19 protein-coding genes, 6 tRNA genes and 1 pseudogene are annotated in these 24,823 nt (G+C 66.0%); 10 read left to right on the forward strand and 16 right to left on the reverse strand.

What is annotated here, in order from left to right:
• Positions 1-10 precede the first annotated feature (10 nt).
• The 10 genes from clpX to K4043_RS12665 form a co-directional block, all read right to left on the reverse strand.
• Positions 11-1,300 carry an ATP-dependent Clp protease ATP-binding subunit ClpX gene (gene clpX / locus K4043_RS12620; RefSeq protein ID WP_019185803.1) on the reverse strand — a complete coding sequence of 430 codons (1,290 nt, stop codon included), beginning with the start codon at positions 1,298-1,300 and terminating at the stop codon, positions 11-13.
• Positions 1,301-1,426: 126 nt separating this feature from the next.
• Positions 1,427-2,053: an ATP-dependent Clp endopeptidase proteolytic subunit ClpP gene (clpP, locus tag K4043_RS12625; protein WP_121042979.1), complete on the reverse strand. Its 627-nt coding sequence runs from the start codon at positions 2,051-2,053 to the stop codon at positions 1,427-1,429.
• Positions 2,054-2,119: 66 nt separating this feature from the next.
• On the reverse strand, positions 2,120-3,412 hold the full coding sequence (gene tig / locus K4043_RS12630) for a trigger factor (RefSeq protein ID WP_123728493.1): 1,293 nt from the start codon (positions 3,410-3,412) through the stop codon (positions 2,120-2,122).
• A gap of 233 nt (positions 3,413-3,645) precedes the next feature.
• Positions 3,646-3,730: transfer RNA gene (locus tag K4043_RS12635), tRNA-Leu, on the reverse strand.
• A gap of 109 nt (positions 3,731-3,839) precedes the next feature.
• Positions 3,840-4,118: a hypothetical protein gene (locus K4043_RS12640; RefSeq protein ID WP_265309540.1), complete on the reverse strand. Its 279-nt coding sequence runs from the start codon at positions 4,116-4,118 to the stop codon at positions 3,840-3,842.
• Between the two features lie 197 nt (positions 4,119-4,315).
• Positions 4,316-4,391 (reverse strand) — tRNA-Lys (locus K4043_RS12645).
• A 160-nt stretch (positions 4,392-4,551) separates the two neighbouring features.
• Positions 4,552-4,627: transfer RNA gene (locus tag K4043_RS12650), tRNA-Lys, on the reverse strand.
• Positions 4,628-4,707: 80 nt separating this feature from the next.
• A tRNA-His gene (locus K4043_RS12655) sits at positions 4,708-4,784 on the reverse strand.
• A gap of 35 nt (positions 4,785-4,819) precedes the next feature.
• A tRNA-Arg gene (locus K4043_RS12660) sits at positions 4,820-4,896 on the reverse strand.
• 45 nt (positions 4,897-4,941) lie between these two features.
• Positions 4,942-5,018 (reverse strand) — tRNA-Pro (locus K4043_RS12665).
• A gap of 178 nt (positions 5,019-5,196) precedes the next feature.
• Between K4043_RS12665 and K4043_RS12670 the strand changes: the two genes are divergently transcribed.
• Positions 5,197-5,955, forward strand: coding sequence for a Bax inhibitor-1/YccA family protein (locus K4043_RS12670; protein ID WP_123728491.1), 759 nt, complete (start codon positions 5,197-5,199; stop codon positions 5,953-5,955).
• Between the two features lie 47 nt (positions 5,956-6,002).
• Here K4043_RS12670 and K4043_RS12675 read toward each other — a convergent pair.
• From K4043_RS12675 to grxC, 5 genes and pseudogenes are all read right to left on the reverse strand, one after another.
• Positions 6,003-6,926: pseudogene (locus tag K4043_RS12675) on the reverse strand (LysR family transcriptional regulator).
• A 63-nt stretch (positions 6,927-6,989) separates the two neighbouring features.
• Entirely contained in the window at positions 6,990-7,688 is a 699-nt protein-coding gene (locus K4043_RS12680; RefSeq protein WP_265309541.1) for an isochorismatase family cysteine hydrolase, read from the reverse strand.
• 209 nt (positions 7,689-7,897) lie between these two features.
• Entirely contained in the window at positions 7,898-8,905 is a 1,008-nt protein-coding gene (locus tag K4043_RS12685; protein WP_121042973.1) for an isocitrate dehydrogenase, read from the reverse strand.
• Between the two features lie 405 nt (positions 8,906-9,310).
• Positions 9,311-9,703: a carboxymuconolactone decarboxylase family protein gene (locus K4043_RS12690; RefSeq protein ID WP_019185812.1), complete on the reverse strand. Its 393-nt coding sequence runs from the start codon at positions 9,701-9,703 to the stop codon at positions 9,311-9,313.
• Entirely contained in the window at positions 9,700-9,999 is a 300-nt protein-coding gene (gene grxC / locus K4043_RS12695; protein ID WP_123728488.1) for a glutaredoxin 3, read from the reverse strand. Before grxC ends, K4043_RS12690 begins: the two co-directional genes overlap by 4 nt.
• Positions 10,000-10,141: 142 nt before the next feature.
• Here grxC and K4043_RS12700 point away from each other — a divergent pair, with 142 nt between their 5' ends.
• From K4043_RS12700 to lpxH, 9 genes are all read left to right on the forward strand, one after another.
• Complete coding sequence (locus tag K4043_RS12700; RefSeq protein WP_265309542.1) at positions 10,142-11,782, forward strand: M48 family metalloprotease; 1,641 nt, start codon at positions 10,142-10,144, stop codon at positions 11,780-11,782.
• A 133-nt stretch (positions 11,783-11,915) separates the two neighbouring features.
• Positions 11,916-12,605: a phosphate regulon transcriptional regulator PhoB gene (phoB, locus tag K4043_RS12705; RefSeq protein ID WP_123728486.1), complete on the forward strand. Its 690-nt coding sequence runs from the start codon at positions 11,916-11,918 to the stop codon at positions 12,603-12,605.
• 98 nt (positions 12,606-12,703) lie between these two features.
• On the forward strand, positions 12,704-14,044 hold the full coding sequence (phoR, locus tag K4043_RS12710; RefSeq protein ID WP_265309543.1) for a phosphate regulon sensor histidine kinase PhoR: 1,341 nt from the start codon (positions 12,704-12,706) through the stop codon (positions 14,042-14,044).
• Positions 14,041-16,122, forward strand: a complete 2,082-nt coding sequence (gene ppk1 / locus K4043_RS12715; RefSeq protein ID WP_123728484.1) for a polyphosphate kinase 1 — start codon at positions 14,041-14,043, stop codon at positions 16,120-16,122. The genes phoR and ppk1 overlap by 4 nt, the downstream gene beginning before the upstream one ends.
• Positions 16,123-16,198: 76 nt before the next feature.
• Positions 16,199-17,725 (forward strand): exopolyphosphatase, encoded by a 1,527-nt coding sequence (ppx, locus tag K4043_RS12720; protein ID WP_123728483.1) that lies wholly within the window; start codon positions 16,199-16,201, stop codon positions 17,723-17,725.
• 229 nt (positions 17,726-17,954) lie between these two features.
• Positions 17,955-20,882: a TonB-dependent receptor gene (locus tag K4043_RS12725; protein WP_265309544.1), complete on the forward strand. Its 2,928-nt coding sequence runs from the start codon at positions 17,955-17,957 to the stop codon at positions 20,880-20,882.
• Positions 20,883-21,029: 147 nt separating this feature from the next.
• Complete coding sequence (locus K4043_RS12730; protein WP_123728481.1) at positions 21,030-22,169, forward strand: glycosyltransferase family 1 protein; 1,140 nt, start codon at positions 21,030-21,032, stop codon at positions 22,167-22,169.
• Entirely contained in the window at positions 22,150-22,683 is a 534-nt protein-coding gene (locus K4043_RS12735; protein WP_265309545.1) for a phosphatase PAP2 family protein, read from the forward strand. Before K4043_RS12730 ends, K4043_RS12735 begins: the two co-directional genes overlap by 20 nt.
• 87 nt (positions 22,684-22,770) lie before the next feature.
• The gene (gene lpxH / locus K4043_RS12740; protein WP_265309546.1) at positions 22,771-23,514 is read left to right on the forward strand and encodes a UDP-2,3-diacylglucosamine diphosphatase; all 744 of its coding nucleotides are present in this window, start codon (positions 22,771-22,773) and stop codon (positions 23,512-23,514) included.
• 43 nt (positions 23,515-23,557) lie between these two features.
• On the opposite strand, the gene K4043_RS12745 is transcribed toward lpxH, so the two are convergent.
• Positions 23,558-24,814, reverse strand: a complete 1,257-nt coding sequence (locus K4043_RS12745) for a zinc-dependent metalloprotease (protein WP_265309547.1) — start codon at positions 24,812-24,814, stop codon at positions 23,558-23,560.
• Between the last annotated feature and the right edge of the window lie 9 nt (positions 24,815-24,823).

The raw sequence follows: 24,823 nt of genomic DNA on the forward strand, positions 1-24,823 counted from the left end.
CTTGAACTGATTATTCAGCGCCAGCCGCCTTCTGCTCAGGCGCCGGTGGCGTCTGGTAGATCAGGTACGGTTCGGACTTGTGTTCGATCACCGATTCGTCCACTACCACCTTGCTGACGTTCTCTGCCGAGGGCAGGTCATACATGGTGTCCAGCAGAACCGATTCGACGATCGTACGCAGGCCGCGGGCACCGGTCTTGCGCTTGAGTGCCTTGCGGGCAATGGCGGCCAGTGCGTCCGGACGGAACTCCAGCTCGACGTGCTCCATCTCGAACAGCTTCTTGAACTGCTTGGTGATGGCGTTCTTCGGCTCGGTGAGGATGCGCACCAGGGCGGCCTCGTCCAGCTCTTCCAGCGTCGCCACGACCGGCAGGCGGCCGACGAACTCCGGAATCAGGCCGAACTTGATCAGATCTTCCGGCTCGACTTCGGCCAGGATCTTGCCCACTTCCTGCTTGCGCTCGGAACTCTTCACCTTGGCACCGAACCCGATGCCGCCCGAATCGTTCGAACGCTGCTGGATCACCTTGTCCAGGCCGGCAAACGCGCCGCCACAGATGAACAGGATGTTCTTGGTGTCCACCTGCAGGAATTCCTGCTGCGGGTGCTTGCGACCGCCCTGCGGCGGCACGCTGGCCACGGTGCCTTCGATCAGCTTCAGCAGGGCCTGCTGGACGCCTTCGCCGGACACATCGCGGGTGATCGACGGGTTCTCGCTCTTGCGCGAGATCTTGTCGATTTCATCGATGTAGACGATGCCCTGCTGTGCCTTCTCGACGTCGTAGTCGCACTTCTGCAGCAGCTTCTGGATGATGTTCTCCACGTCTTCGCCCACGTAACCGGCTTCGGTCAGCGTGGTGGCGTCGGCCATGGTGAACGGCACATTGAGCAGGCGGGCCAGGGTTTCGGCCAGCAGCGTCTTGCCCGAGCCGGTCGGACCGACCAGCAGGATGTTCGACTTCGCCAGTTCGACCTCGTCGTTCTTCTGGCGGCTCTCGATGCGCTTGTAGTGGTTGTATACGGCCACGGCCAGGGTCCGCTTGGCGCGGTTCTGCCCGATCACGTACTGGTCCAGGACCTCGAGGATCTCGCGCGGCTTGGGCAGCGAACTGCGGGCCGACTGCGCCTTCTCCTCCAGCTCCTCACGGATGATGTCGTTGCACAGCTCGACGCATTCATCGCAGATGAACACGCTCGGACCCGCAATCAGCTTGCGCACCTCATGCTGGCTCTTTCCGCAGAAAGAGCAGTAGAGGATCTTGCCGGTGTCCGTGGAACGACCTTGGCGGTCTTCGCTCATGCTTCGCTTACCCAGTTACCCCACCCGACTGAACGGGGGTTCGATTCGAGAATAGCACAGGGTCAGGAGGACGCCAGTCCTGCCCGACCCGGTGGAAACAAGCCGGTTTCCCGGCTTGGCACAACTTTACGCCGGCTGGATCGACTCTTCCGGGCGACGCTCCAGGACCTGGTCGACCAGGCCGTAGGCCACCGCATCGACCGCGCTCTTGAAGTTGTCGCGCTCGGTATCCCGGGCGATGGTCTCCAGCGACTGGCCGGTGTGCTTGGCCAGCACTTCGTTCAGGCGCGAACGCAGGGTCAGGATTTCACGGGCATGGATGTCGATGTCCGTGGCCTGGCCCTGGAAGCCGCCCAGCGGCTGGTGGATCATCACGCGCGAGTTCGGCAGGGCATACCGCTTGCCAGCCGCGCCCGACGCCAGCAGCAGGGCGCCCATCGAGGCGGCCTGGCCGACGCAGATGGTGCTCACGTCCGGCTTGATGTACTGCATGGTGTCGTAGATCGCCATGCCGGCGGTGACCACGCCACCGGGCGAGTTGATGTAGATGCTGATGTCCTTTTCCGGGTTGTCCGCTTCCAGGAACAGCAGCTGCGCCACCACCACGTTGGCCATGTGATCGTCGATCGGGCCCACGAGGAAGATCAGACGCTCTTTCAACAAGCGCGAATAGATGTCATAGGCGCGCTCGCCGCGGCTGGTCTGTTCGACCACCATCGGAACCATGTTCAGGGCTGTGGTTCGGTTGTCCATTAGTGAGGCACCTATTTTGGGGGGAACGACCCCGCGCCGGGGCGCGGGGCGTAAAACGCGGGCCGCTTACTGGCGGATCGCGTCCTGGAACGACAGCTTCTCTTCGGTGTGCTGGGCGCGCTCGGCGATCCAATCGATCACCTGCTCTTCCATCACGCGATTCTGCAGCCCAGTCATCAGCTGGGGGTCATTGCGGTACATCTCAATGACCTGCTCCGGCTCTTCGTAGGTCGAGGCGATCAGGCGCATGGTTTCATTCAGGCGCTTCGGGTCCAGGCGCAGGTCATTCTTGCGCGCCACTTCACCGACCAGCAGGCCGACCAGCACGCGCTTGGCAGCGGCGTCCTTGAAGCCTTCATGGGCGTCAGCCGGGACGTCGCCCGGGTTGCGGCCGCTGCGGCGGATCTGATCGATCTGCTGGGCCAGCATGGCGCGGGCTTCGTTCTCGACCAGGCGCGGCGGCATTTCGACCGAAGCGTAGGCGGCAATCAGCTGCTCGCCGACTTCGCGGCGCAGGCGGTTCATCAGCGCACCCTTGAGCTCACGCTCCAGGTTGGCGCGGATGTCCTTGCGGAACTGCTCCACGTCGCCGCCCTTCACGCCGAAGCTCTTGATGAACTCGGCATCGACTTCCGGCAGCACCGGCGCGGACACGTCCACCGCCTTGACGGTGACCTTGACCTGCTTGCCGGCCAGCGCGGGCACGCGCCAATCGGCCGGGAACTCGACGTCCAGGGTCTTTTCTTCACCGGCGGTCAGACCGACCAGGCCCTGTTCGATCTGCTCGAACATCATGCCCTGGCCCACGATCACGCTGCCCTTTTCGGTGCCCTCGGCCGGCAGGCGCTCATCGCCGGCCTGCGACCAGGTTTCCAGGGCGACCAGATCGCCGTCCTGGGCGCCACGGGTGACCGGGCTCCAGCTGCGGCGCTGTTCGCGCAGGTTGGTGATCATCTGGTCGATGTCGGCGTCGTTGATCTCGGCGGTGTGGCGGACCACGGTCAGCTTGCTGACGTCCACGTCGCCAAAGTCCGGCACCAGCTCGACGGTGGCCACGAAGGACAGCTCGCCCTCACCCTTGTCGATGCGCGGGGTGCCGGCGATGCGCAGCTCGTGCTCGCGCAGGGCGGCATCGAAGGTCTCACGCAGCAGGCCATCGACGGCTTCGCTGCGGACCTGCTGGCCGAAACGCTGCTCGATCACCTTGGCCGGCACCTTGCCCGGGCGGAAGCCCTTGATGCGCGTGGTGCGGGCGATTTCGCCCAGACGGCCGCTGATGTGCGTCTGCAGACGGTCTTCCGGCAGCGAGAAGGTCAGGCGGCGTTCCAGATTGCCAGTGGATTCGATCGAAGCTTGCATGTTGACTCCTGCCACCGGCGGCATGGGCCCCGGCACGATGTGATGGATGAAACGGGTTTTGGACGCGGGGTCGTGGACGCACATGCCCGCCGCAGCCCTGTAGTTTCGCCGATAAACGCCAGCGCCGCCAGCGCGGGCCGAGAACGCTCGGGGCCGACAGAGGGCCAGCATGTGGCCGTCTCCCCGATCGGGGACGTGCCCATGGTCATGGTGCCGGCGAAAACGCCCTGCACTGGTGCGAAAGGGGGGACTCGAACCCCCACGCCTTGCGGCACTGGAACCTAAATCCAGGGCGTCTACCAATTCCGCCACTTTCGCGAGCCTGCAAGCTCAGGCGCGCATTGTTGCAGGCGCGGCCGGAAAGCGGAAGGTCGTCATGTTGCTTAACGAGGCGGAGAGCGGCGCATTGCCTCTCTCCGCCCGGCTTTCAGTGTTCGTCTACGGGACGCGCCGGCTGGAGTTCCCGGTCGAGCATGTGGGTGTGGACCACCGTCGGCAGGCGTACATCGGCCTGCGCCCTGGCAAGCGGTTGCACGGGGCGCACGTGGCCGGGAACCAGATCGCCGCGCACGACAGTGGTGGCGCGAGCAGCGATGTCTGCGGGATGCAGCGCAGTGAGTTCGTGGGCAGGCGCCGCGGTCGCGGTCGCGGTCGCGGTCGTCGCGCATGCTGCCAGCACGAGCGCGGACAAGGTGATGTACTTCATGGCGGGGCGTCTCTCGCTATGCGCCGATGGCGCGGAGACATCAGTGGAACGCTATCGCGTCGTGCGATCCGTGCGCTGGGACGCAGCTTGAGCAAGTGGCATGACGCGATCGGCGCTGGTTTCAGGGGGCTTTCAGCCAGGCGCCCTTGGGCGCAGACAAGAAAAAAGCCGCCTGGCGGACCAGGCGGCTTTCGTCTTGGTGGGCTGTCAAGGATTCGAACCTTGGACCTATTGATTAAGAGTCAACTGCTCTACCAACTGAGCTAACAGCCCGAAAATCGGGAGGCGAATTATGCAGGATTTCCTGCGCGCGACGCAAGCGTTTTGTTTGAATGGATGGCGAATGGCGTCCGTAAACGCTCAACAATCCACCTGCTCCACACCACATTCAATCAAGAAAAAAGCCACCGGGCGGACCCGATGGCTTCTGTCTTGGTGGGCTGTCAAGGATTCGAACCTTGGACCTATTGATTAAGAGTCAACTGCTCTACCAACTGAGCTAACAGCCCTGAAAACTCAGGCGCACATTGTAGCGTGTGTGCTGCCTTTTGCAACCCTGATTCACTTTCGGTGAACCAGTTTGAATCAGTGGGGTGGCTGAGGGGACTCGAACCCCCGACCACCGGAATCACAATCCGGAACTCTAACCAACTGAGCTACAGCCACCACTGAAAACCTTGCCTCCTACCGCTTGCACCGGATGGTGCGCCCGACAGGAATCGAACCTGTAACCGCCGGCTTAGAAGGCCGGTGCTCTATCCAGTTGAGCTACGGGCGCTCGGTCCGGATTGTCGCACTCCAATCCCGATTTGAGCAGCGGGCTTGGTCGGGGTAGAGGGATTCGAACCCCCGACATCCTGCTCCCAAAGCAGGCGCGCTACCAGACTGCGCTATACCCCGGCGGTTTGTTTCCCTCCGGGGTTCCCCCCGAAAGAGCCGCCTATTGTGGGAATCGGCATGGCATCTGTCAACGGTTTTCACACATCAATTCACATGTCGTCATTGCCGATGGCGGCTTCGGCTATGCTCGGGGCAGCGGCCGGAGGGCCGAACCCCTACCCCATCAAGGAGATTGGCAATGCGCAGCGGCAATCCCGCACTTTCCGAGTCCACCTTCCTCGACCTGGCCAGCGGCTCGGTCGTGGCCCGCCCCGACCAGGCGATGACCATCAACGGCACCGTCAACAAGACCGGCGTGTTGCTGTTGCTGACCGTGCTGACGGCCGCCTTCGCGTGGAGCCAGTCGGTCGATGCGAACGGCCTGCCCACCTCCAGCGCCATGCTGTACACGCTGGTTGGTGCGATCGGCGGCCTGGTACTGGCCCTGGTGACCGTGTTCAAGAAGGAATGGTCGCCGGTCACCGCACCGATGTATGCACTCGTGGAAGGCCTGTTCCTCGGCGCGATCTCGGCGATGTTCAATGCCAAGTTCCCCGGCATCGTGATGCAGGCGGTGATGCTGACCTTCGGCACGATGTTCGTGATGCTGGCGGTGTACCGCAGCGGCCTGATCAAGGTCACCGAGAACTTCAAACTGGGCGTGGTGGCGGCAACCGGCGGCATCGCGCTGCTGTACCTGGCCTCGTTCGTGCTGAGCTTCTTCAACATCAACGTGCCGATGATCCACGAAGGCGGCTGGATGGGCATCGCCTTCAGCCTGTTCGTGGTGGTGGTGGCCGCGTTGAACCTGGTGCTGGATTTCGACTTCATCGAAACCGGCGCCGAGGCACGCGCACCGAAGTTCATGGAGTGGTACGGCGCGTTCGGCCTGATGGTCACGCTGGTGTGGCTGTATGTGGAATTCCTGCGCCTGCTGTCCAAGATCCAGCAGCGCTGAGCCCCACACCCGCATCGATATGACGAAGGCGCCGCAAGGCGCCTTTTTCATGCCTCCGGTACGACTGCGCGCAACTGCTGGAGCGCGGTGTAGTGCCGGGCCATGAAGTCGGCCAGCGCGCGCACTTTGGGCGCCAGCTGGCGTGCGTGTGGGTACACCGCGTAGTAGTGCCGGCGCCCAGCATGATGCTGCGGAAGAACGCGCACCAGACGACCATGCAGTAGATCGTCCTGCACGGTCAGGCGGGTGAACGCAGCGATGCCCTGCCCCGCCAGAACGGCCGCGTACAGCGCCGGGATCGCATCCACGCGCAGCCGCCCCTGCGGTTGGATCTCGCTCTGCACGCCTCGTGCAGAGGTCAGTGACCACGCCACCGGCCCACGCGCGCCAGCGAACCCGATCAGCGCATGTCGGGCCAGATCCGTTGGCTGGCGCGGCAGCCCCCATTGCGCGATGTAGCGCGGCGCTGCCACCAGCACCATGTCGGTAACAGCCAGTTCGCGCGCCACCAGCGTGCTGTCGGCCAATGGCCCGGCGATGCGCAGGGCCATGTCGTAACCACCCCCGATCAGATCGACCTGGCGATCATCGCAGGACAGATCCAGCGCGATGCCGGGGTACTGGTCCAGAAAGGCAGGCAACCATTGAGAGAGTTCCAGCGTGCCGATCACCAGCGGTGCACTGACCCGCAGCAACCCGCTGGGTGCCTCGTGATCGGCCTGCAGGCGCTGCTCGGCCACCTCCAGCCGGTCCAGGATATCCACACAGTCCTGGTAGTAGGTCCGCCCGGCTTCGGTCAATGTCAGCCGGCGGCTGTTGCGATCCAGCAGGCGTGACCCCAGGTGCGCTTCCAGCTGGCGCAGCTGCCGCGACGTCGACTAATGGGTGGTGTCCAGGCGCTCGGCGGCGGCGGTGAAACTGCCCGCATCGACGATGCTGCGGAATGCCTTCATCGCGGAAAACTGGTCCATCTCGCTCCCGTGCAGCGGCCGGCCCCTGTGGCGGTGCCGGCAGCATAACAAGGCCGGTGCAGCTCAGCGGACCGGCAGCGCCAGGATCTGATCGGTGGCCAGCACGGTGCCGTAGGTGTCCTCGATGCTGGCCAGGGCTGCGGCGTGCAGGAGGGCGTGGCCGACCTGGCGGCCATCGTGCAGATCCAGAGTGCGGCTCGCGGTGGCATCGGAGGAGACGATCACGTTCAGGCCCTTCGGCGCGGCATCACGGGCGGCGCCGGCGACACAGGCATGGGTCTGCAACCCGGCGATGATCAGCGTGTCGATCCCGGCGTCCTTCAGCGCCTGCTCCAGCACCGGGCCGGAGGCACCGGCGAACACGCTGACGTTGTCCTTGGCGATCACCTGCTCGCCCTTGCGCGGCTGCATCTGCGGGTGGAACTGGACCGTGCGGCCGCCTTCGGCGAACAGCGGCGCCCCGGCCGGCAGGACGTGCTGGACGTGGATGACCGGGATCTTGTGGGCATCGGCGAAGTCCACCAGGCGGCGGGTCTGGGCCAGAGCGGCATCGCCATCAGGGATGGGCATGCGGCCACCAGCGAAGTATTCGTCCTGGAAATCGATCACCAGCAACGCGGTCTTGCCAGCCGGCAATGCGCTCGTGTCCTGCGCGCCAGCCATGTGGCGGATGGTCGGGTGAGCCGGCTCGGCGGCGGGCTGGGCGGACGCGGTGGCGACACCGAGGATGCCGGCCAGGCTGATCAGGGAGGCGAAGTTCATGGGAAAGATCCTGCTGTGGTTGGGATGGCGTGCATGGTGCGCGCCGGATCCGTGCACCAACAGCCAGCTACCCGAACACCATCTGTGCATTTTTTGCACAGATTGATGGATGACCTTCCCTGCGGATCGCCATTGAACCCGGCATTGAACTGACAACAAAAAAGCGGGACGTCGAAGCGCCCCGCTTTCTGGACAACCGACCCGCGCGCTTACAGGCGGCTGGCGATGGCCTGGGCAAAGCCCATGGTGTTGCCGGTGCCACCCAGATCGCCGGTCAGCGAATCCTTGGCTTCCAGCGTGGCCACGATGGCCTTGCGCAGGCGCTCGGCGTTCTCGACCTGGCCGACGTGGTCCAGCATCTGCGCGGCGGCCAGCAGCAGCGCGCACGGATTGGCCTTGCCCTGGCCGGCGATGTCAGGCGCGGTGCCGTGCACGGCTTCGAAGATCGCCGCGTTCTCACCGATGTTGGCGCCCGGGGCCAGGCCCAGGCCGCCCACCAGACCAGCGCACAGGTCGGAGATGATGTCGCCGAACAGGTTGGTGGTCACGATCACGTCGAACTGTTCCGGACGCATCACCAGCTGCATGCAGCAGTTGTCGACGATCATTTCCTGGAACTCGATGTCCGGGTACTTGGCCGCCACTTCGCGCGCCACGGCCAGGAACAGGCCCGAGGTCGACTTGATGATGTTGGCCTTGTGCACGGCGGTGACTTTCTTGCGGCCGGTGCTGCGGGCCAGCTCGAAGGCGTAGCGCACGATGCGCTCGGAGCCCTTGCGGGTGATGCGGGTACCGGAGAAGGCGGTTTCGCCATCGGCCGACACTTCCTGGCCTTCGGCCAGGTACGCGCCTTCGGTGTTCTCACGGACGGTGATCAGGTCCACGCCATCGCCGAAACGCGACTTGGTGTTCGGGAACGAGACCGCCGGACGCACATTGGCGTACAGGTCGAAGTGGCGACGCAGGCTGACGTTGATCGAGGTGAAGCCACCACCGACCGGCGTGGTCAGCGGGCTCTTCAGCGCGATCTTGTTGCGTGCGATCGACTCCAGCGTGGAGGCCGGCATCAGATCGCCGTGCTTTTCCAGCGCGACCAGGCCCGCGTCGGCGTCTTCGTATTCAAAGCCGGTGTCCAGCTTGCCGAGCACGAACAGGGTAGCGTCCATGATCTCCGGGCCGATGCCGTCACCGCGGATGACCGTGATTTTCTGCGTCATTGATGTGTATTCCGAACCGAGGGGGAGCGCCATCCGTGAGGTGCGCGAAGCGCGGGCGCAAGGGAAGTTTCATCGGCAATTATGCCTTACCCGCCCAATGGACCCCAAATAGGCCATTGGTCCAAGGCGGGCAAGGCAGAATTGCCCGCGCATGCCTCCTCTACCCCGCGCCGTTGGCGCGCCCCCTTCAACAGAAGGGGGCTCCTCTCCAGACGCGATCGGTAGTGCCGGCCGCTGGCCGGCAATCAGGGGGTGCTGAACCATGGAAAGGCACCGACGGTTGGTCGATGGGGACATGGCCTCGCACCTGAACGGTGCGCCACCGGGGGGCGACGTCATTGCCGGGGTGCCGGGGCAGCCGACCAACGGTCGGCTCTACCGCGGCGGGGCCATCACGGCCCCGGCTCAATGCTCGTGAACGGCCGGCGCTTCGGCGCCACCTTCGAGCTGATCCAGGAAGTCCACGGCGCGGCGCAGGTGCGGGATCACGATGGAACCGCCGACCACCAGGCCGACCGAGAAGGTCTCGAAGAACTCCTCGCGGGTCACGCCGGCGTCCTTGCACTGGGCCACGTGGTAGCTGATGCAGTCATCGCAGCGCAGCACCATCGAGGCGACCAGGCCCAGCAGCTCCTTGGTCTTCACATCCAGCGCACCAGCCTGGTAGGTCTGGGTGTCCAGCGCGAAAAAGCGGCGCACGACCTGATTGGGCTCGCCCAGGATGCGCTGGTTCATGCGCTGGCGGAACTCGGTGAATTCGGCGATGCGGTCCTTGCTGCCGTCATCGGCCGCGCTCATGCCGGGTCCTGCCCGGCCAGCAGCGGCTCCAGCTTGCCGGCGCGGTGCAGCGCCATCATGTCGTCGTAGCCGCCCACATGGACCTCGCCAACGAAAATCTGCGGCACGCTGGTGCGGCGGGTCTTGGCCATCATCTTCTCGCGCTCGGCGGCGTCCAGGTCGATCCGGACCTCGGTCCACTCGCGGCCCTTGCTCTTCAGGAAGTTCTTGGCGGCCACACAGTACGGGCACACCGCGGTCGAGTAGATGGTGATGGCGGGCGCACCACCCGGGGGGGTAACAGCATCTTGGCTCACGGGAAACTCCACAGCGGAACGTTGGTCTGTATATGGTAGCGGTCTGCTGGATTTTCCATGTCACCGCCGCAACACTGTGGTTTAACCGCAGGTTGCACTGGCCCTGTCACGCTGTCGTCCGTCATCCCCCCAGGAGCTCCGTTTGCGCCCTTTGCTGCTCTCTGCCGCGTTGACCCTGGCCTTGGCGGTGCCGTTGGCCGGCGCCCAGGAAAGCAAGCTGCCGGACATCGGATCCTCGGCCGGCGAGCTGCTGACCCCGGCCCGGCAGGCCGAGTATGGCGGGATGATGCTGCGCGAACTGCGCAACTACGGCTTCCTGCTCGACGACCCGCTGGTCGACGACTGGTTGCAGACCATGGGCGCCCGGCTGGGCTCCAACAGTGCCCAGCCGCGCCAGTCCTACACGTTCTTCATGCTCAAGGACCGGCAGATCAACGCCTTTGCCACCCTGGGCGGTTACATCGGCGTGAATGCGGGCCTGGTGCTGACTGCCGAACGCGAGGACGAAGTGGCCGCGGTGCTGTCGCACGAAATCGCCCACGTCACCCAGCAGCACGTGCTGCGCGGGGTGGAGCGCGCCCAGCGCGACCAGATCCCGATCCTGCTGGGCATGCTGGCCGCGGTCGTGGCCGCGCAGCAGGCCGGGGGCAGCTCCTCCGGTGACGCCACCATGGCCGCGATCACCTCCGGCATGGGGCTGATGCAGCAGCGCCAGATCAATTACACCCGTTCCAATGAGTCCGAGGCCGACCGCCTGGGCATCCGCACGCTGGCCCGCAGCGGTTACGACGTGGATGCCATGGCCGGTTTCTTCGAGCGCATGTCGGCCTCGATGCGGGGCAATCAGGGCGGCTACAGCGTGCCGGATTTCCTGCAGACCCACCCGGTCACCACCACCCGTATCAGCGAGGCAAAGGCCCGCGCCGAGCAGATGAAGAAGGACACGGTGCTGCTCACCACCGAGGTGCCGGGCGGGGTGCGCCAGGAGCGGGTGAACCCGGCCGACCCGGCGTTGTCCGATCCGCTGGTGCGGCGGAGCAACCCCTTGCTGCCGGCCTCGATGCAGATTTCGGTCAATTCACTCAGCCGCGGCAGCACGGGCCAGTTCGAGTGGGCGCGCGAGCGCCTGCGCGTGCTCAGCGCCGATACCCCCGCCGATGTCATCAGCGAGTACGAAAGCCTGCAGCGCGCGCAGAAGAACGGGCTGACCGAGCCGCAACGCTATGGGCTCGCGCTGGGCCGGCTGCGCAACAGTGCGGCGGCACAGGCCACCCGCGACCTCACCGAGTTGCTGCGCGATCATCCGGACAATGTCTGGGTGGCGCTGGCACTGGGCGAGGCGGAGTCGCGCTCGGGCCAGCAGGCGCAGGCCAATGCGCGCTTCGAGACCCTGATGCGCCAGCATCCCGGCAGCCGCCCGGTCGCGCTGACCTACGCCTCGATCCTCAACGAGCAGGGCGGGCGCGAGGCCGGCCAGCGCGCGCAGGCGATGCTGCGCCCGATGCTGTCGCAAAGCGGCAATGATCCGGTCTTCCAGCAGCGCTTCGCCCGTGCCAGCGAACTGGCCGGCGATACCACCCGGGCCAGCGAGGCCTACGCCGAGGCCGCCTTCCTGAGCGGCCGCCCCGAGCAGGCCTTGATCCAGCTGCAGGCGCTGAAGCGGCAGCCAAGCCTGGATTACGTGGTCCGGGCCCGGGTCGATGCCCGGATCGAGAGCATTACCCCGACCGTGCTGGAAATGCGCCGGCAGGGGATCGACGACCCGGACCTGGACCGCCGCTGAGGCGGTCCGCGCCAACCCGCTCATGACCGCCAGATGGCGGTGACCGACGGGAACGGCCGCCTCGTCACAAACCTGTCATGAAACCGTAGTCTACTGAGCTCAATCCCGATCTGATGAGCAATACGGTGGGCACGTGCAGAAACGCATCCTGATCGTCGATGACGAACCCGCGATCCGCGAAATGGTCGCCTTTGCCCTGCGCAAGGGCGACTACGACCCGATCCATGCTGGCGACGCCCGCGAGGCACAGACCGCCATCGCCGATCGCGTCCCGGACCTGATCCTGCTGGACTGGATGCTCCCGGGCACCAGCGGCCTGGACCTGGCCCGGCGCTGGCGCAAAGAAGCCCTCACCCGCGAGGTGCCGATCATCATGCTGACCGCACGTGGCGAGGAAAACGATCGCGTCGGTGGTCTGGAAGCCGGTGTGGACGACTACGTGGTCAAGCCGTTCTCGGCACGCGAACTGCTGGCCCGCATCCGTGCGGTCATGCGCCGCGCCCGCGACGATGACGAAGATGGCAGCGTCGCGGTCGGTACGATCCGCATCGATGGCGCCGCGCACCGCGTCTTCGCCGGCGACCAGCCGGTGCCGATCGGTCCGACCGAATACCGCCTGCTGCACTTCTTCATGACCCACCCCGAACGCGTCTACACCCGTGCCCAGCTGCTGGATCACGTGTGGGGCGGCAGCGTGTACGTGGAGGAGCGCACCATCGATGTGCACATCCGCCGCCTGCGCAAGACCCTGGAGCCGTTCGCTGCGGAGAACATGGTGCAGACCGTGCGCGGCGCCGGTTACCGGTTCTCGACCTCGACCTGAGTCTCGTCGGGCCGGTCCCGGGCGCGCATGCCCGGTTCCGGCCACTCCTGCTATAACCTTGGATCGATTCCGAGGCCCGCACTTTCTGCGAGACCGCAATGCCCCGCCACATCCGTTCTGCCTGGTTGAAAACGCTGGCCACCCTCGCCGCCCTGCTGCTCGCGGCCGGCTTGCTGGGCCTGGCGGTCGGCCATGTCTGGATGTGCATCGCACTGGCCTCCATCGGCGCACTGACCTGGCATTACTGGCGGCTGCGCCGGGTGCTGCGTGGCCTCACTGCACGACATCGCTGGGACATGGGTGACGGCACCGGTGTATGGAACGAGCTGGACCGCCTGCTCTACCGCAACCAGTGGGAAATGCGAAAGCGCAAGCGGCGCCTGCTGGACATGCTGCGCAGTTATCGCGCCGCGGCCGCCGCCCTGCCCGATGCCGTGGTCGTGGTCGACCGCAACAGCCAGCGCGTGCAGTGGTTCAACGAAGCGGCGACCTCGCTGCTCGGCCTGCACCACCCCGGCGATCTGGGCGAAGCGCTGGTTGAACGCCTGCAGCCGATGCCGCTGGCGCACTGGCTGGCCGGTGGCCGCAATGCCGAACCGATCCTGGATGTGCCCTCCCCGGTCGACCCGGCGATCCGCCTCAACCTGCGCCTGATTCCCTACTCACCGGACTACTGGCTGCTGATCGCACGCGATGTCAGCAAGCTGCTGCGGCTGGAACAGGTACGCCGTGACTTCGTTGCCAACGTCTCGCATGAACTGCGCACGCCGCTGACCGTGGTACACGGCTATCTGGACATGATGGATCCGGAGGACTTCCCCGGCACCGGCCCGATGCTGGAGGAAATGCGCAAGCAATCCCAGCGCATGGCGCAGCTGGTCGAAGACCTGCTCACCCTGTCGCGGCTGGAATCGCAGGAACACACCGAAGCCGAAGCCGTGGCGATGACGCCGATGCTGGCCACACTGCGCCGCGAGGCCGAAGCGCACAGCCAGGGCCGTCACCAGATCAGCATCATCGATACCGCCGGCGTGGATCTGCAGGGCTCCAACAAGGAACTGCACAGTGCGTTCTCCAACCTGGTCACCAACGCGGTGCGCTACACCCCGGCCGGTGGCCGCGTGGAAGTGCACTTCGCGCGCGAAGGCGATGGCGTGGTGCTGTCGGTGCGCGACACCGGCTATGGCATTCCGGCCAACCATCTGCCGCGCCTGACCGAACGCTTCTACCGCGTCTCCAGCAGCCGCTCGCGCGAGAGCGGCGGTACCGGGCTGGGGCTGTCGATCGTCAAGCATATTCTCGGCCTGCACCATGCCCGCCTGGAGATCCAGAGCGAGGTCGGCAAAGGCAGCACGTTCTCGTGCCATTTCGATGCCGACCAGGTGCGTGCGCGCAACGAGGTCGTCTCCCTTCCTTCTTCTGAAGACTTTTCCGCATGAGCACTCCTGTTCCCGCCGCCGTGCCTGTGGACGGCGATCCGCTGCGCGATCCGGCGCTGTACATCAACCGCGAGCTGTCGCAGCTGGATTTCAACTTCCGCGTGCTGGCCCAGGCGATGGACCCGCAGGTACCGCTGCTGGAGCGTCTGCGCTTCATGTGCATCTCCTGCACCAACCTGGATGAATTCTTCGAGATCCGCGCCGCCGCGGTGCGCCATGCGCAGGAATTCGGCCTGCCGCCCGCGCCGGACGGCATGACCCCGCAGGCGATCCTCAACGCCATCCATGACCGTGCCGCACAGCTGGTCGACCAGCAGTACCGCTGCTGGAACGAGACCCTGCGCCCGGCACTGCATGAGGCCGGCATCGATGTGCTTGGCCGGCACTCCTGGAACCATCGCCAGAAGCGCTGGCTGCGGGCCTATTTCCGCAACGAGATCATGCCGGTGCTGTCCCCGCTCGGCCTGGATCCGTCGCACCCGTTCCCGAAGATCCTCAACAAATCGCTGAACATCGTGGTGGTGCTCAAGGGCACCGATGCGTTCGGCCGTGCCGGCCATCTGGCGATCGTGCGCGCGCCGCGCTCGCTGCCGCGCATCATCCAGCTGCCGGAAAAACTGGGCGGCCCGCAGACCTTCGTGTTCCTGTCCTCGGTGCTGTCCACGTTCGTCGATGAGATGTTCCCGGGCATGGAAGTCCAGGGCGCGTATCAGTTCCGCGTGACCCGCAATTCCGAACTGGTGGTGGACGAGGAAGAAGTCGAGAACCTGGCCCTGGCGCTGCGCGACGAGCTGGTCGACCGTGGCTACCGCCCGGCCGTGCGGCTGGAGATCGCCCAGGACTGCCCGCGCGACATCGTGCGTACCCTGCTGCAGAACTTCGGGCTGACCGAGAACGCGGTCTACCGCATCGACGGCCCGGTCAATCTCAACCGCGTGGTCCAGCTGTACGACGTGATCCAGCGGCCGGACCTGAAGTACCCCTCGCTGAGCCCGCGCGTGCTGCGCGACAGCGATGGCATCTTCGAGATCGTCGCGCGCCGGGACGTGCTGCTGCACCATCCTTTCGATGCGTTCACCGCCGTGCTGGATGTGATCAAGCAGGCGGCGGTCGACCCGAACGTACTGGCGATCAAGCAGACCCTGTACCGCACCGGCAAGGATTCGCTGATCGTCGATGCGCTGATCCAGGCCGCACGCAACGGCAAGGACGTGACCGTCGTGGTCGAGCTGCGTGCGCGCTTCGATGAAGAAGCCAACCTCGGCTTGGCCGACCGCCTGCAGGAAGCCGGCGTGCAGGTCGTCTACGGTGTGGTCGGTTTCAAGACCCACGCCAAGATGCTGCTGATCGTGCGCCGCGAAGGCCGCAAGCTGCGCCGCTACGTGCACCTGGGCACCGGCAACTATCACAGCGGCACCGCGCGGGCGTACACCGACCTGAGCCTGATCACCGCCGATCCGGACATCGGCAACGATGTGCACCTGTTGTTCCAGCAGCTGTCCGGGCTGGCCCCGCGGATGAAGCTCAAGCGCCTGCTGCAGTCGCCCTTCACCCTGCATCCGGGTCTGCTGCAGCGGATCGAGCGCGAAACGCGCCTGGCCGCCAGTGGCCGTCCCGGGCGGATCATCGCCAAGATGAATGCCCTCAACGAACCGCAGATGATCCGGGCCCTGTACGCGGCGTCGCAGGCGGGCGTGCAGATCGACCTGATCGTGCGCGGCGCCTGCACGCTGCGCCCCGGCGTACCCGGTGTCTCGGACACCATCCGGGTGCGCTCGATCGTCGGCCGCTTCCTGGAACACAGCCGGGTCTACTGGTTCGGCAACGATGGGGCCTCGGAACTGTTCTGCGCCAGCGCGGACTGGCTGGAGCGCAACCTGCTGCGCCGGGTCGAGACCTGTTTCCCGATCCTGGACCCGGAACTGGCGCGCAAGGTCTACCGCGACGTGCTGCAGAACTACCTGGACGACAACCTCAACGCCTGGGAACTGCAGGCCGACGGCAGCTATATCAAGTGCACGCCGGGGCACGACGAGCCGCCGCACGCGGCGCAGATGGCGCTGCTGCAGGGTCTGTAGCCTGCGACCCCGCGTCGCATGCCCTGTGAAGGCGGTGCGGTGACGCGGGGGGCCTGCCTTCGGCTAACATTCGCCCATGCCGCATACCTCCACGACTCCGCCCGCTTTGCAGGATGGCGACCTGCTCGCCGCCATCGACCTCGGATCGAACAGCTTCCACATGGTCATCGCGCGATACACGCTCGGGCAGTTGCGGGTGGTCGACCGCCTGCGCGAGACCGTGCGCATGGCCGATGGCCTGGATGGCAAGGGCGGCCTGTCCGCCGAAGCCCGACAGCGCGCGCTGGAATGCCTGGCCCGGTTCGGCCAGCGCATCCGGGCAATCCCCTCGGTGCGGGTGCGTGCACTGGCCACCAACACCGTCCGCCAGCTGCGTTCGCCGCAGGCCTTCCTGATGCCGGCCGAAACCGCGCTCGGCCATGCGATCGAAGTGGTCAGCGGCCGCGAAGAGGCGCGCCTGATCTACTTGGGCGTGGCCCATGCGCAACCGCCCAAGGCGGACCAGCGCCGGCTGGTAATCGACATCGGCGGCGGCTCGACGGAATTCATCATCGGCCAGGGCATGCAGACGCTGGAACGCGAAAGCCTGCAGGCCGGCTGCATCGCCAGTACGCGGCGTTTCTTCCCCGGCGGCAAGCTCAGCAAGAAGCGCTGGAAGGACGCCCTGACCGAGATCGGCGCGGAGTTCCAGCAGTTCGCCAACAAGTACCGCGCGTTGGGCTGGCACGAAGCACTGGGTTCGTCGGGCACGCACAAGGCGATCAGCGAAATCTGCGCCACGATGAAGCTGAGCAAGGGCGCGATCACGGCCGAGGCCCTGCCGCAGCTGCGCGATGAACTGCTCAAGGCCAAGCGCATCGAGGACATCGACCTGCCGGGCCTGTCGGCCGATCGCCGCCCGATCATCGCCGGGGGCATCCTTGTGCTCGAAGCCGCCTTCCAGGCGCTGGGGCTGCAGAAGCTGCTGGTCAGCAAGGCGGCGATGCGCGAAGGCATCCTGTACGACATCCTCGGCCGCGCCAGCGAGAACGACCTGCGCGACGAGTCGGTCGCGGCACTGACCCAGCGCTACGGCATCGACACCGTGCAGGCCGATCGCGTGGAAAATACCGCGATGTACCTGCTCGCCCAGGTGGAAGAAAGCTGGCAGCTGGACCCGGACGATGCCCGCATGCTCGGCTGGTCCGCACGCCTGCACGAGCTCGGCCTGATGATCGCGCACAGCGGCTACCACGTGCATGGCAGCTACGTGCTGGAGAACTCGGACATCGCCGGTTTCTCGCGGCAGGAACAGCAGCTGCTCGCCGCGCTGGTACGCAGCCATCGCCGCAACATCTCCAAGTCCGCCTTCGAGGCGCTGCCCGAGCGTCTGCTGCAGCCGGCACGGCGCATGACCGCGTTGCTTCGGCTGGCGGTCCTGCTCAACCGCGCGCATGAAGACACGCCGATGCCGGCACTGGAACTGACCGCGGATGATGGACGTCTCTCGCTGATCCTTCCGCAGGCGTACATCGATGCGCGTCCGCTGCTGCGCGCCGATCTCATCGGCGAAACCGAGGGCATGGCGGGGCTGGGGGTGCAGTTCCGACCCTTCGTCGCCTGACGCTTTTTGCCTGCTTCGTAGCGTGCCTCTGCAGCAATTTCTCGGCTGAATTCGCAGAACGGCGCACCCGTGAATTATTTGTGAGAACAGCCTCACATCTCCCTCATGGAAACTTAACCAATCGATCTACTCTCGGGATACCGGCCTTCACACGGCTGGATTTTGAGGAAGGCGGCACTTGGGTCCGCCGACCTCTTGGACGTCGTTCCGATAAGAGAGAGAGTCGATCATGTCTTCATCCACCATCCCGTTGGGGCAGGCGATCCGCCTTGCCCTAGTGGCCGGCACCGCTGGCCTGGCTTCCACCACTGTCCTCGCCCAGGACGCTACCCCGACCACTCTGGACCGCATCGAGATCACCGGATCGCGCATCCGCCAGGTCGATGTCGAATCCGCCCAGCCGGTGCTGGCGATCAGCCGCGCCGACATCGAGCGCCAGGGCTTCAGCTCGGTCGCTGACATCCTGCAGAACCTGACGGCCGTCGGCAGCCCGGCATTGAGCCGATCCAACGTGCTCAGTGCCGGCGAGACCGCTGGCGGCACCTATATCGACATGCGCAACCTGGGCGCGCAGCGCACCCTGGTGCTGATCAACGGCAAGCGCCTGGGCATCGCCACCAGCGGCTACCAGGACATCTCCAGCGTGCCGGTCTCGGCGATCGAACGCATGGAAGTACTGAAGGACGGTGCCTCGGCGATCTACGGCTCCGATGCCATGGCCGGCGTGATCAACATCATCACCCGCAGCAACGTCGACGGCGTCACCGCCAACGTCTATTACGGCCAGTACAGCCAGGGCGATGGGGCGCGCAACAGCGTCGATGTGATCGCCGGCTGGTCCAACGACCGCGCCTCGCTGACCTTCTCGGCCGAGCACACCGAAGAGAAGGGCGTGTGGGCACGTGATCGCTGGTTCAGCCAGTTCCCGAATACCACCCGCCACCCGGGCGACAGCTGGACCCAGATCAGCCAATGGGGCCAGATCAACGGCCTGAAGGGGCCGGGCTGCACGGCCGCAGCGGGGTGCAACTATTCGCTGGACCGCGGCACCGATCCGACCAACCCGGCGAACTATCACCTCAGCGATCTGACCCCGTTTACCGGCGACCTCAGCAACGCGCAGGAACAGATGCACCTGATCTCGCCGCTCAAGCGGGATTCGCTGTTCCTGGATGGCCGACTGGACCTGACCGATGACATCCGCCTGACCACCCAGTTGGGCTACAACAAACGTTCCTCGACCCGGCAGATCGCCGGCTATCCCCTGCAGTCCTCCACCGAAGGCATCGGACGGATGTCGGCCGACAGCTGGTTCAATCCCTTCGGCAACCATCACGGGTATGAAACGCCCACCGACATCGCGTGGAACCGCCGCACCTGGGAAGTGCCGCGGGTGAGCACCAGCGACCTCACCACCTGGCGCGCCGTGGCCGCGCTGGAAGGCAGCGTCGAGGTGGGCGAGCGCTACTTCGATTGGGAAGTGGGCTATCAATACAACCGCAGCGAACTGCTGCAGCACGCCACCGGCAACCTCAACAAGGAGCGCGTCAAGAACGCGGTCGGCCCGTCCTACTACAACGAGGCCACGGGCAAGGTCGAATGTGGCGTGCCGGGCGCGCCGATTGCCGGCTGCATGCCGTGGAATCCGCTGGTGCCGTACGGCTCAAACGACCCCAATGGTCTGACCGGCAATCAGGCGCTGATCGACTATCTGTTCCCGCCGGAAGTCTCCCGCGGCAAGACCACCACCCGCAACGCCTTCGCCAGCATCGCCGGTACGGTCATGACGCTGCCAGCCGGCGATCTGGGCTTCGCCTTCGGGGTGGAAACCCGCAAGGAAGCCGGGGAATTCATCCCCGATCCGCTGGCCCAGAGTGGTGCGACCACCAACCTGGCGGCCGGCCCGACCGGCGGCGGCTACAAAGTCAACGAGGCCTACCTCGAGCTCAGCGTGCCGATCCTGGCCGACCTGCCCGGTGCGCGTGAGCTGAGCCTGAGCGCCGCCACCCGTCACTCGGACTACAACACCTTCGGCACCACCCTCAACAGCAAGTTCGGCTTCAAGTGGAAGCCGATCGATCAGCTGCTGGTGCGTGGTACCTGGGCGCAGGGCTTCCGCGCACCGACCATTTCCGATCTGTATGGCGGTGGCTCGGAAACCTTCACCACCAACTACCGCGATCCCTGCGATACCGTGTACGGCGCCTCGGCCAGCAGTGCCGAGGTCCGCGCAAGGTGCGCTGCCGACATCGCCAACGCCGACACCTACCGCCAGCTGCGCCAGGGTGGCGTGCCGATCACCTCCAGCAGCGCTCAAACACCGGTGCCGTTCACCAACGGCTCCAACCCGGACCTGCAGCCGGAGACCTCGACCAGCCGTACGCTGGGCCTGGTCTGGAGCCCGACCTTCGTGCCCAACCTCAACGTGGCACTGGACTGGTGGAAGATCCGCATCGACAACACCATCGTCAGTGACCACCCCAACGACATGCTGCGCGATTGCTATGAGCAGGGCATCGCGTCTCGCTGCACCGGCTTCACCCGCGACCCCGTCACCGGCATCGTCGACACGCTGAAGTACGGCAAGCGCAACTCGGGCTTCCTGGAGACGGAAGGCTACGATCTGGAGCTGAGCCACCATCTGGATACGGACTACGGCAAGTTGACCACCGGGTGGTCAACCACCTATGTCAGCTCCTACCTGGAGCGCACCACCAACGACGCTGACGTGGCCCCCGAACCGAGAAACGGCATCGGCAGCGGCTTCCGCGTGCGCTCCAACCTGACCCTGGGCTGGGACGTGGGCGACTTCGGGGTGAGCTGGACCGCGCGCTATTACTCCGGCGTCAAGGAACGCTGCCTCAATGCGAAGACCCGCCCGGACGAATGCTCCGACCCGGACGAATGCTCCGACCCGGGCGTGCAGGCACCGTGGTACGCCGGCTCGCGTGACTACAACCAGCGTGGCTCGGTCACCTTCCACGACGTGCAGTTCCGCTACAACCTGCCCTGGGATGCCACCGTCTCCGTCGGTGCCAACAACGTGTTCGAGAAGTACGGCCCGATCATGTACAGCCAGCCGAACTCCAACTTCTCCTACTACGGTGGCTACGACATCGGGCGTTTCATGTACATGAAATATCAGCAGCGCTTCTGATCGCCGCCGGGTAACAACGCTTGTTCGCCACGGCCCTTCGGGGCCGTGGCTTTTTACTGCTGGTGCGCGCGTCATCCCAACGTCATACGGCGGTCATGTCGGCTACATCGCCCGGCCCCAGCATGCGTGGCATACCGGAGGCCCGCCATGCGCTATGCCATCGTCACCGAAACCTACCCCCCTGAAGTCAATGGCGTTGCCTTGACCGTGCAGGGCCTGGAACTGGGGTTGCGTGCCGCCGGCCATCAGGTCGATCTGGTGCGGCCCCGGCAACCCTCCGACATCGAGGCGGTAGACAGCACGGTGCTGGTCACCGGTGCCACCCTGCCGCGCTATCCCGGCCTGCGCTTCGGCCTGCCGGCGCCCACGCGATTGACGCGCCAGTGGCAGCATCAACGACCGGATGCGATCTACATCGCCACCGAGGGTCCGCTCGGCTGGTCGGCGCTGCGCACCGCACGCCGGATGGGGATCCCGGTCGCCACCGGCTTCCATACCCGTTTCGACGAGTACCTGCCCGACTACGGCGTGGCCTGGCTGCAGGCCGCCGCGCTGCGCTGGATGCGCCGCTTCCACAACCAGGCCGATGCCACGCTGGTGCCGACCCAGGAGCTGCAGCAGTTCCTCGGCGAGCAGGGCTTTGATCGTGTGCGCCTGCTGGCGCGCGCCGTGGACAGCAGTCAGTTCGAGCCCGAGCGCCGTGACCCGGCGCTGCGCGAGGAGTGGGGCATCGATGGCAACGGCTTCGCCGCGATCTACGTCGGCCGCATCGCCCCGGAGAAGAACCTCGGGCTGGCGGTCAAAGCGTTCCGCCGCCTGCAACAGGTACGGCCGAAGGCGCGTTTCGTGTTCGTGGGCGATGGCCCGTCACGCGCCAAACTGGCCCACGACAACCCGGACTTCATCTTCTGCGGCGTGCAGCGCGGCGATGCGCTGGCGCGACACTTTGCCAGCGGCGATCTGTTCCTGTTCCCGAGCCGCAGCGAGACCTTCGGCAACGTGACCCTTGAAGCGATGGCCAGCGGCCTGGCGACCGTTGCCTTCGATTACGGCGCCGCCCGCGAATACCTGCGCACCGATGACAACGGCATCGCCGTGAATGACGATAACGACTTTGTAACCGCCGCGGTGCAGTTGGCCGGCGATGACGCCCTGCGCCACCGGCTCGGCCGCAATGCCGCCACCGCGATGAAGCGGCTGCATCCCCAGCACGTGGTGGCCGAGTTCGATGCCCTGCTCGCCGAACTGGCCCAGGCCCGGAGGCCGCATGCCGACCATGCTGCTTGATGCCCTGCGCGGGCGCGAAACGCGCTGGTGCCGACGCGCCAACCACTATTGCCGGCGCCGCCGGGTGCGGCACGCCTTTGCCGTCATCAGTCGTCTTGGCGACGGCGCGGCCTGGTACGCGCTGATGGCCGCACTGGTGCTGCTGGACGGCTTCGACGGCCTGCATGCTTCGTTGCACATGGCCGCCACCGGCTTGATGGCACTGCTGCTGTACAAGGGCCTCAAACGCTGGACGCGCCGCCCGCGGCCGTTCGCCGCCGACCTGCGCATCCGCGCCTGGGTGGCGCCGCTGGACGAGTTCAGCTTCCCGTCCGGGCACACGCTGCACGCGGTCTCCTTCACGATCGTGGCGCTGGCCTACTACCCGTGGCTGGCCCCGTTGCTGGTGCCCTTCACCGTGCTGATCGGCCTGTCGCGGGTGGTGCTGGGGCTGCATTACCCCAGCGACGTGCTGGCTGCCACGGGCATTGCCGCAGTGCTGGCGGCGGCCAGCCTGCAATGGCTGCCGTTGTAACGGCTGTGACCGCGCGCCGTTGTCGCAAGGGGCGCGCTTCACCCTGTGGCGCTGCCTGGCACCGTGATCCCGTTTTACAATGCGCCCATGACCACGCTGTTCATCTCCGATCTGCACCTGGACCCGAGTCGTCCAGCCATCACCGACCTGTTCCTGGCCTTCCTGCGCGACGAAGCGATGCAGGCCGAGGCCCTGTACATCCTGGGCGACCTGTTCGAAGCCTGGATCGGCGATGACACGCCCTCCCCGGCCGCCGATGCAGTCGCGGTCGCGCTGCATGCCGTCGCCGATGCCGGGGTACCGGTCTACTTCATCCGCGGCAACCGCGACTTCCTGGTCGGCGAGGACTACGCGCGCCGCGCGGGGTTCACGATCCTGCCCGACCCGAGTGTCATCGAACTGTATGGCCGCCCGGTGCTGCTGCAGCATGGCGATCTGTTGTGCACCGACGATATCGCCTACCAGCAGTTCCGCACGCAGACCCGCGACCCGGTGTTCCAGGCGCAGTTCCTGTCGCAGCCGCTGGCCGCGCGCATCGCCTTCGCGCAGAAGGCGCGCGATGCCAGTCAGGCGCGCCAGTCGGAAATGAAGCAGGGCGACCGTGCCCAGTTCGAAACCGTCACCGACGTGGCGCCGGCCGAGGTGGACAGCACGTTCGCCCGCTATGGGGTGGACACGATGATCCACGGCCACACCCACCGGCCGGCCATCCACACGCTGCAGGCCGGCGGGCGCGACTGCACCCGCATCGTGCTGGGCGACTGGTACGAGCAGGGCTCGGTGCTGCGCGTCACCCCCGAAGGCTGGACGCTGGACGCCCTGGCGAACTGAACCTACCCCGCGGCGGCGCAGCGGCCGCCGCGGGAAACAGCGGTCAGCGGAACGCGGCCACGGCCGCCTTGGTGTTGACCAGTACACGCTGGTTGTCGGCGCTGCTGGCGATGCCCGTCGGAATCCCGTTGTAGCTGATGTTCGGGTTGGACCAGTAGTTCAAGCGCGGGCAGCTGCGGGTGCAGTTGTAGGCCATGATCGTGCGCCAGCCGGTGCCGCTGGCCGGCTCGTAGCGATAGCCGTGGCCATAGGCATACGGTGAGGTGCTCGAATCGGTGGCGATGTCATGCCGTGCGCTCTGCAGGTGGCCGATCTCATGCGCGAAGGAGTAGTACCCGGTCGCACAGTCCCAATGCACCGCCGCGAACGCGGTGGCCGCCGTGGAGCCGATGCCCGAGGCCAGCCCACACGAGCTGGCGTTGTTGATCACCAGCACCGCGACATCGGCGCGAGTGCTGTTGCGGCTGGTATGGATGCTGTCCATCACCCCATCGCTGGTGTTGCGGAAGCGCGCCAGATCGGTGGAGAAGCTGCTGGACTCGGCATAGCTGGTGGTCTCGTACCCGGCCAGCTGCAGGGTGATGCCGACATTGCTGTTGCTGTAGCCCTGGTTGGACTCGGCCACCGCCAGCTGCACCAGCGACTGCATGTTGCCGCCGTAGGCCGCCACTGCGCCGTTGGTGGCCACCACCAGCACGCGGATGGTGGCCGGCGTGCCCGAGGACGCTGCGGCGATGCCGGCGCGGTCACTGGGCGGCATGGCGATGGTGGGCAGGCTGTTGTAATCGGCGGGATGGTCGGCCGGCATGCGCGCCTCATCCACTTCCACCAGCACATGCCGCCCGTCGCTGACCGGGCGCAGCCGGTACAGCTGACCCTCCTTGCGGATCGAGCCGGTGATCGTGTCGCCCGAACGCACCAGGATCACCGAGTTCATCGGATCCGGCGCGCCGGCTTTGATCAGGCGCGCGCCAGCACGCGTCCCGATCTGGCCGTACCAGATGCTGCCGCCATCGGCGAGCGTCTCGACCTTGCTCTGCAGGGCCTGCACCGGCTGCCCCAACAGCTCGAATTCCAGTTGTTTCTGCACCGGCGAGACCGCCGCTGCGTCCACCCGCACCTCCTGCACTGCGCTGGTCGAGGGCGAACCCATCAGCGCCTGCAAGGCCGGCTGGTTTGCGGTACCGGCCCGGCTGAGCACCGTCACCGGCTCGAACAGCGGGGCAGCGGCAGCGCCACCGGCCCCCAGCAGACACAACGCGATCACACCTGCGGCCTTGCTCATCGAACTGGACATCATGTCGCCCTC

The sequence above is a fragment of the Stenotrophomonas sp. SRS1 genome (assembly GCF_026130205.1).
Classification (GTDB): domain Bacteria; phylum Pseudomonadota; class Gammaproteobacteria; order Xanthomonadales; family Xanthomonadaceae; genus Stenotrophomonas; species Stenotrophomonas rhizophila_B.

Excerpts from the sequence above, each read along its gene's own strand:
- clpX (WP_019185803.1), bottom strand. The coding sequence starts at position 1,300 with ATGAGCGAAGACCGCCAAGGTCGTTCCACGGACACCGGCAAGATCCTC.
- clpP (WP_121042979.1), bottom strand. The coding sequence starts at position 2,053 with ATGGACAACCGAACCACAGCCCTGAACATGGTTCCGATGGTGGTCGAA.
- tig (WP_123728493.1), bottom strand. The coding sequence starts at position 3,412 with ATGCAAGCTTCGATCGAATCCACTGGCAATCTGGAACGCCGCCTGACC.
- K4043_RS12640 (WP_265309540.1), bottom strand. The coding sequence starts at position 4,118 with ATGAAGTACATCACCTTGTCCGCGCTCGTGCTGGCAGCATGCGCGACG.
- K4043_RS12670 (WP_123728491.1), top strand. The coding sequence starts at position 5,197 with ATGCGCAGCGGCAATCCCGCACTTTCCGAGTCCACCTTCCTCGACCTG.
- K4043_RS12680 (WP_265309541.1), bottom strand. The coding sequence starts at position 7,688 with ATGAACTTCGCCTCCCTGATCAGCCTGGCCGGCATCCTCGGTGTCGCC.
- K4043_RS12685 (WP_121042973.1), bottom strand. The coding sequence starts at position 8,905 with ATGACGCAGAAAATCACGGTCATCCGCGGTGACGGCATCGGCCCGGAG.
- K4043_RS12690 (WP_019185812.1), bottom strand. The coding sequence starts at position 9,703 with ATGAGCGCGGCCGATGACGGCAGCAAGGACCGCATCGCCGAATTCACC.
- phoR (WP_265309543.1), top strand. The coding sequence starts at position 12,704 with ATGCCCCGCCACATCCGTTCTGCCTGGTTGAAAACGCTGGCCACCCTC.
- ppk1 (WP_123728484.1), top strand. The coding sequence starts at position 14,041 with ATGAGCACTCCTGTTCCCGCCGCCGTGCCTGTGGACGGCGATCCGCTG.
- ppx (WP_123728483.1), top strand. The coding sequence starts at position 16,199 with ATGCCGCATACCTCCACGACTCCGCCCGCTTTGCAGGATGGCGACCTG.
- K4043_RS12725 (WP_265309544.1), top strand. The coding sequence starts at position 17,955 with ATGTCTTCATCCACCATCCCGTTGGGGCAGGCGATCCGCCTTGCCCTA.
- K4043_RS12730 (WP_123728481.1), top strand. The coding sequence starts at position 21,030 with ATGCGCTATGCCATCGTCACCGAAACCTACCCCCCTGAAGTCAATGGC.
- K4043_RS12735 (WP_265309545.1), top strand. The coding sequence starts at position 22,150 with ATGCCGACCATGCTGCTTGATGCCCTGCGCGGGCGCGAAACGCGCTGG.
- lpxH (WP_265309546.1), top strand. The coding sequence starts at position 22,771 with ATGACCACGCTGTTCATCTCCGATCTGCACCTGGACCCGAGTCGTCCA.
- K4043_RS12745 (WP_265309547.1), bottom strand. The coding sequence starts at position 24,814 with ATGATGTCCAGTTCGATGAGCAAGGCCGCAGGTGTGATCGCGTTGTGT.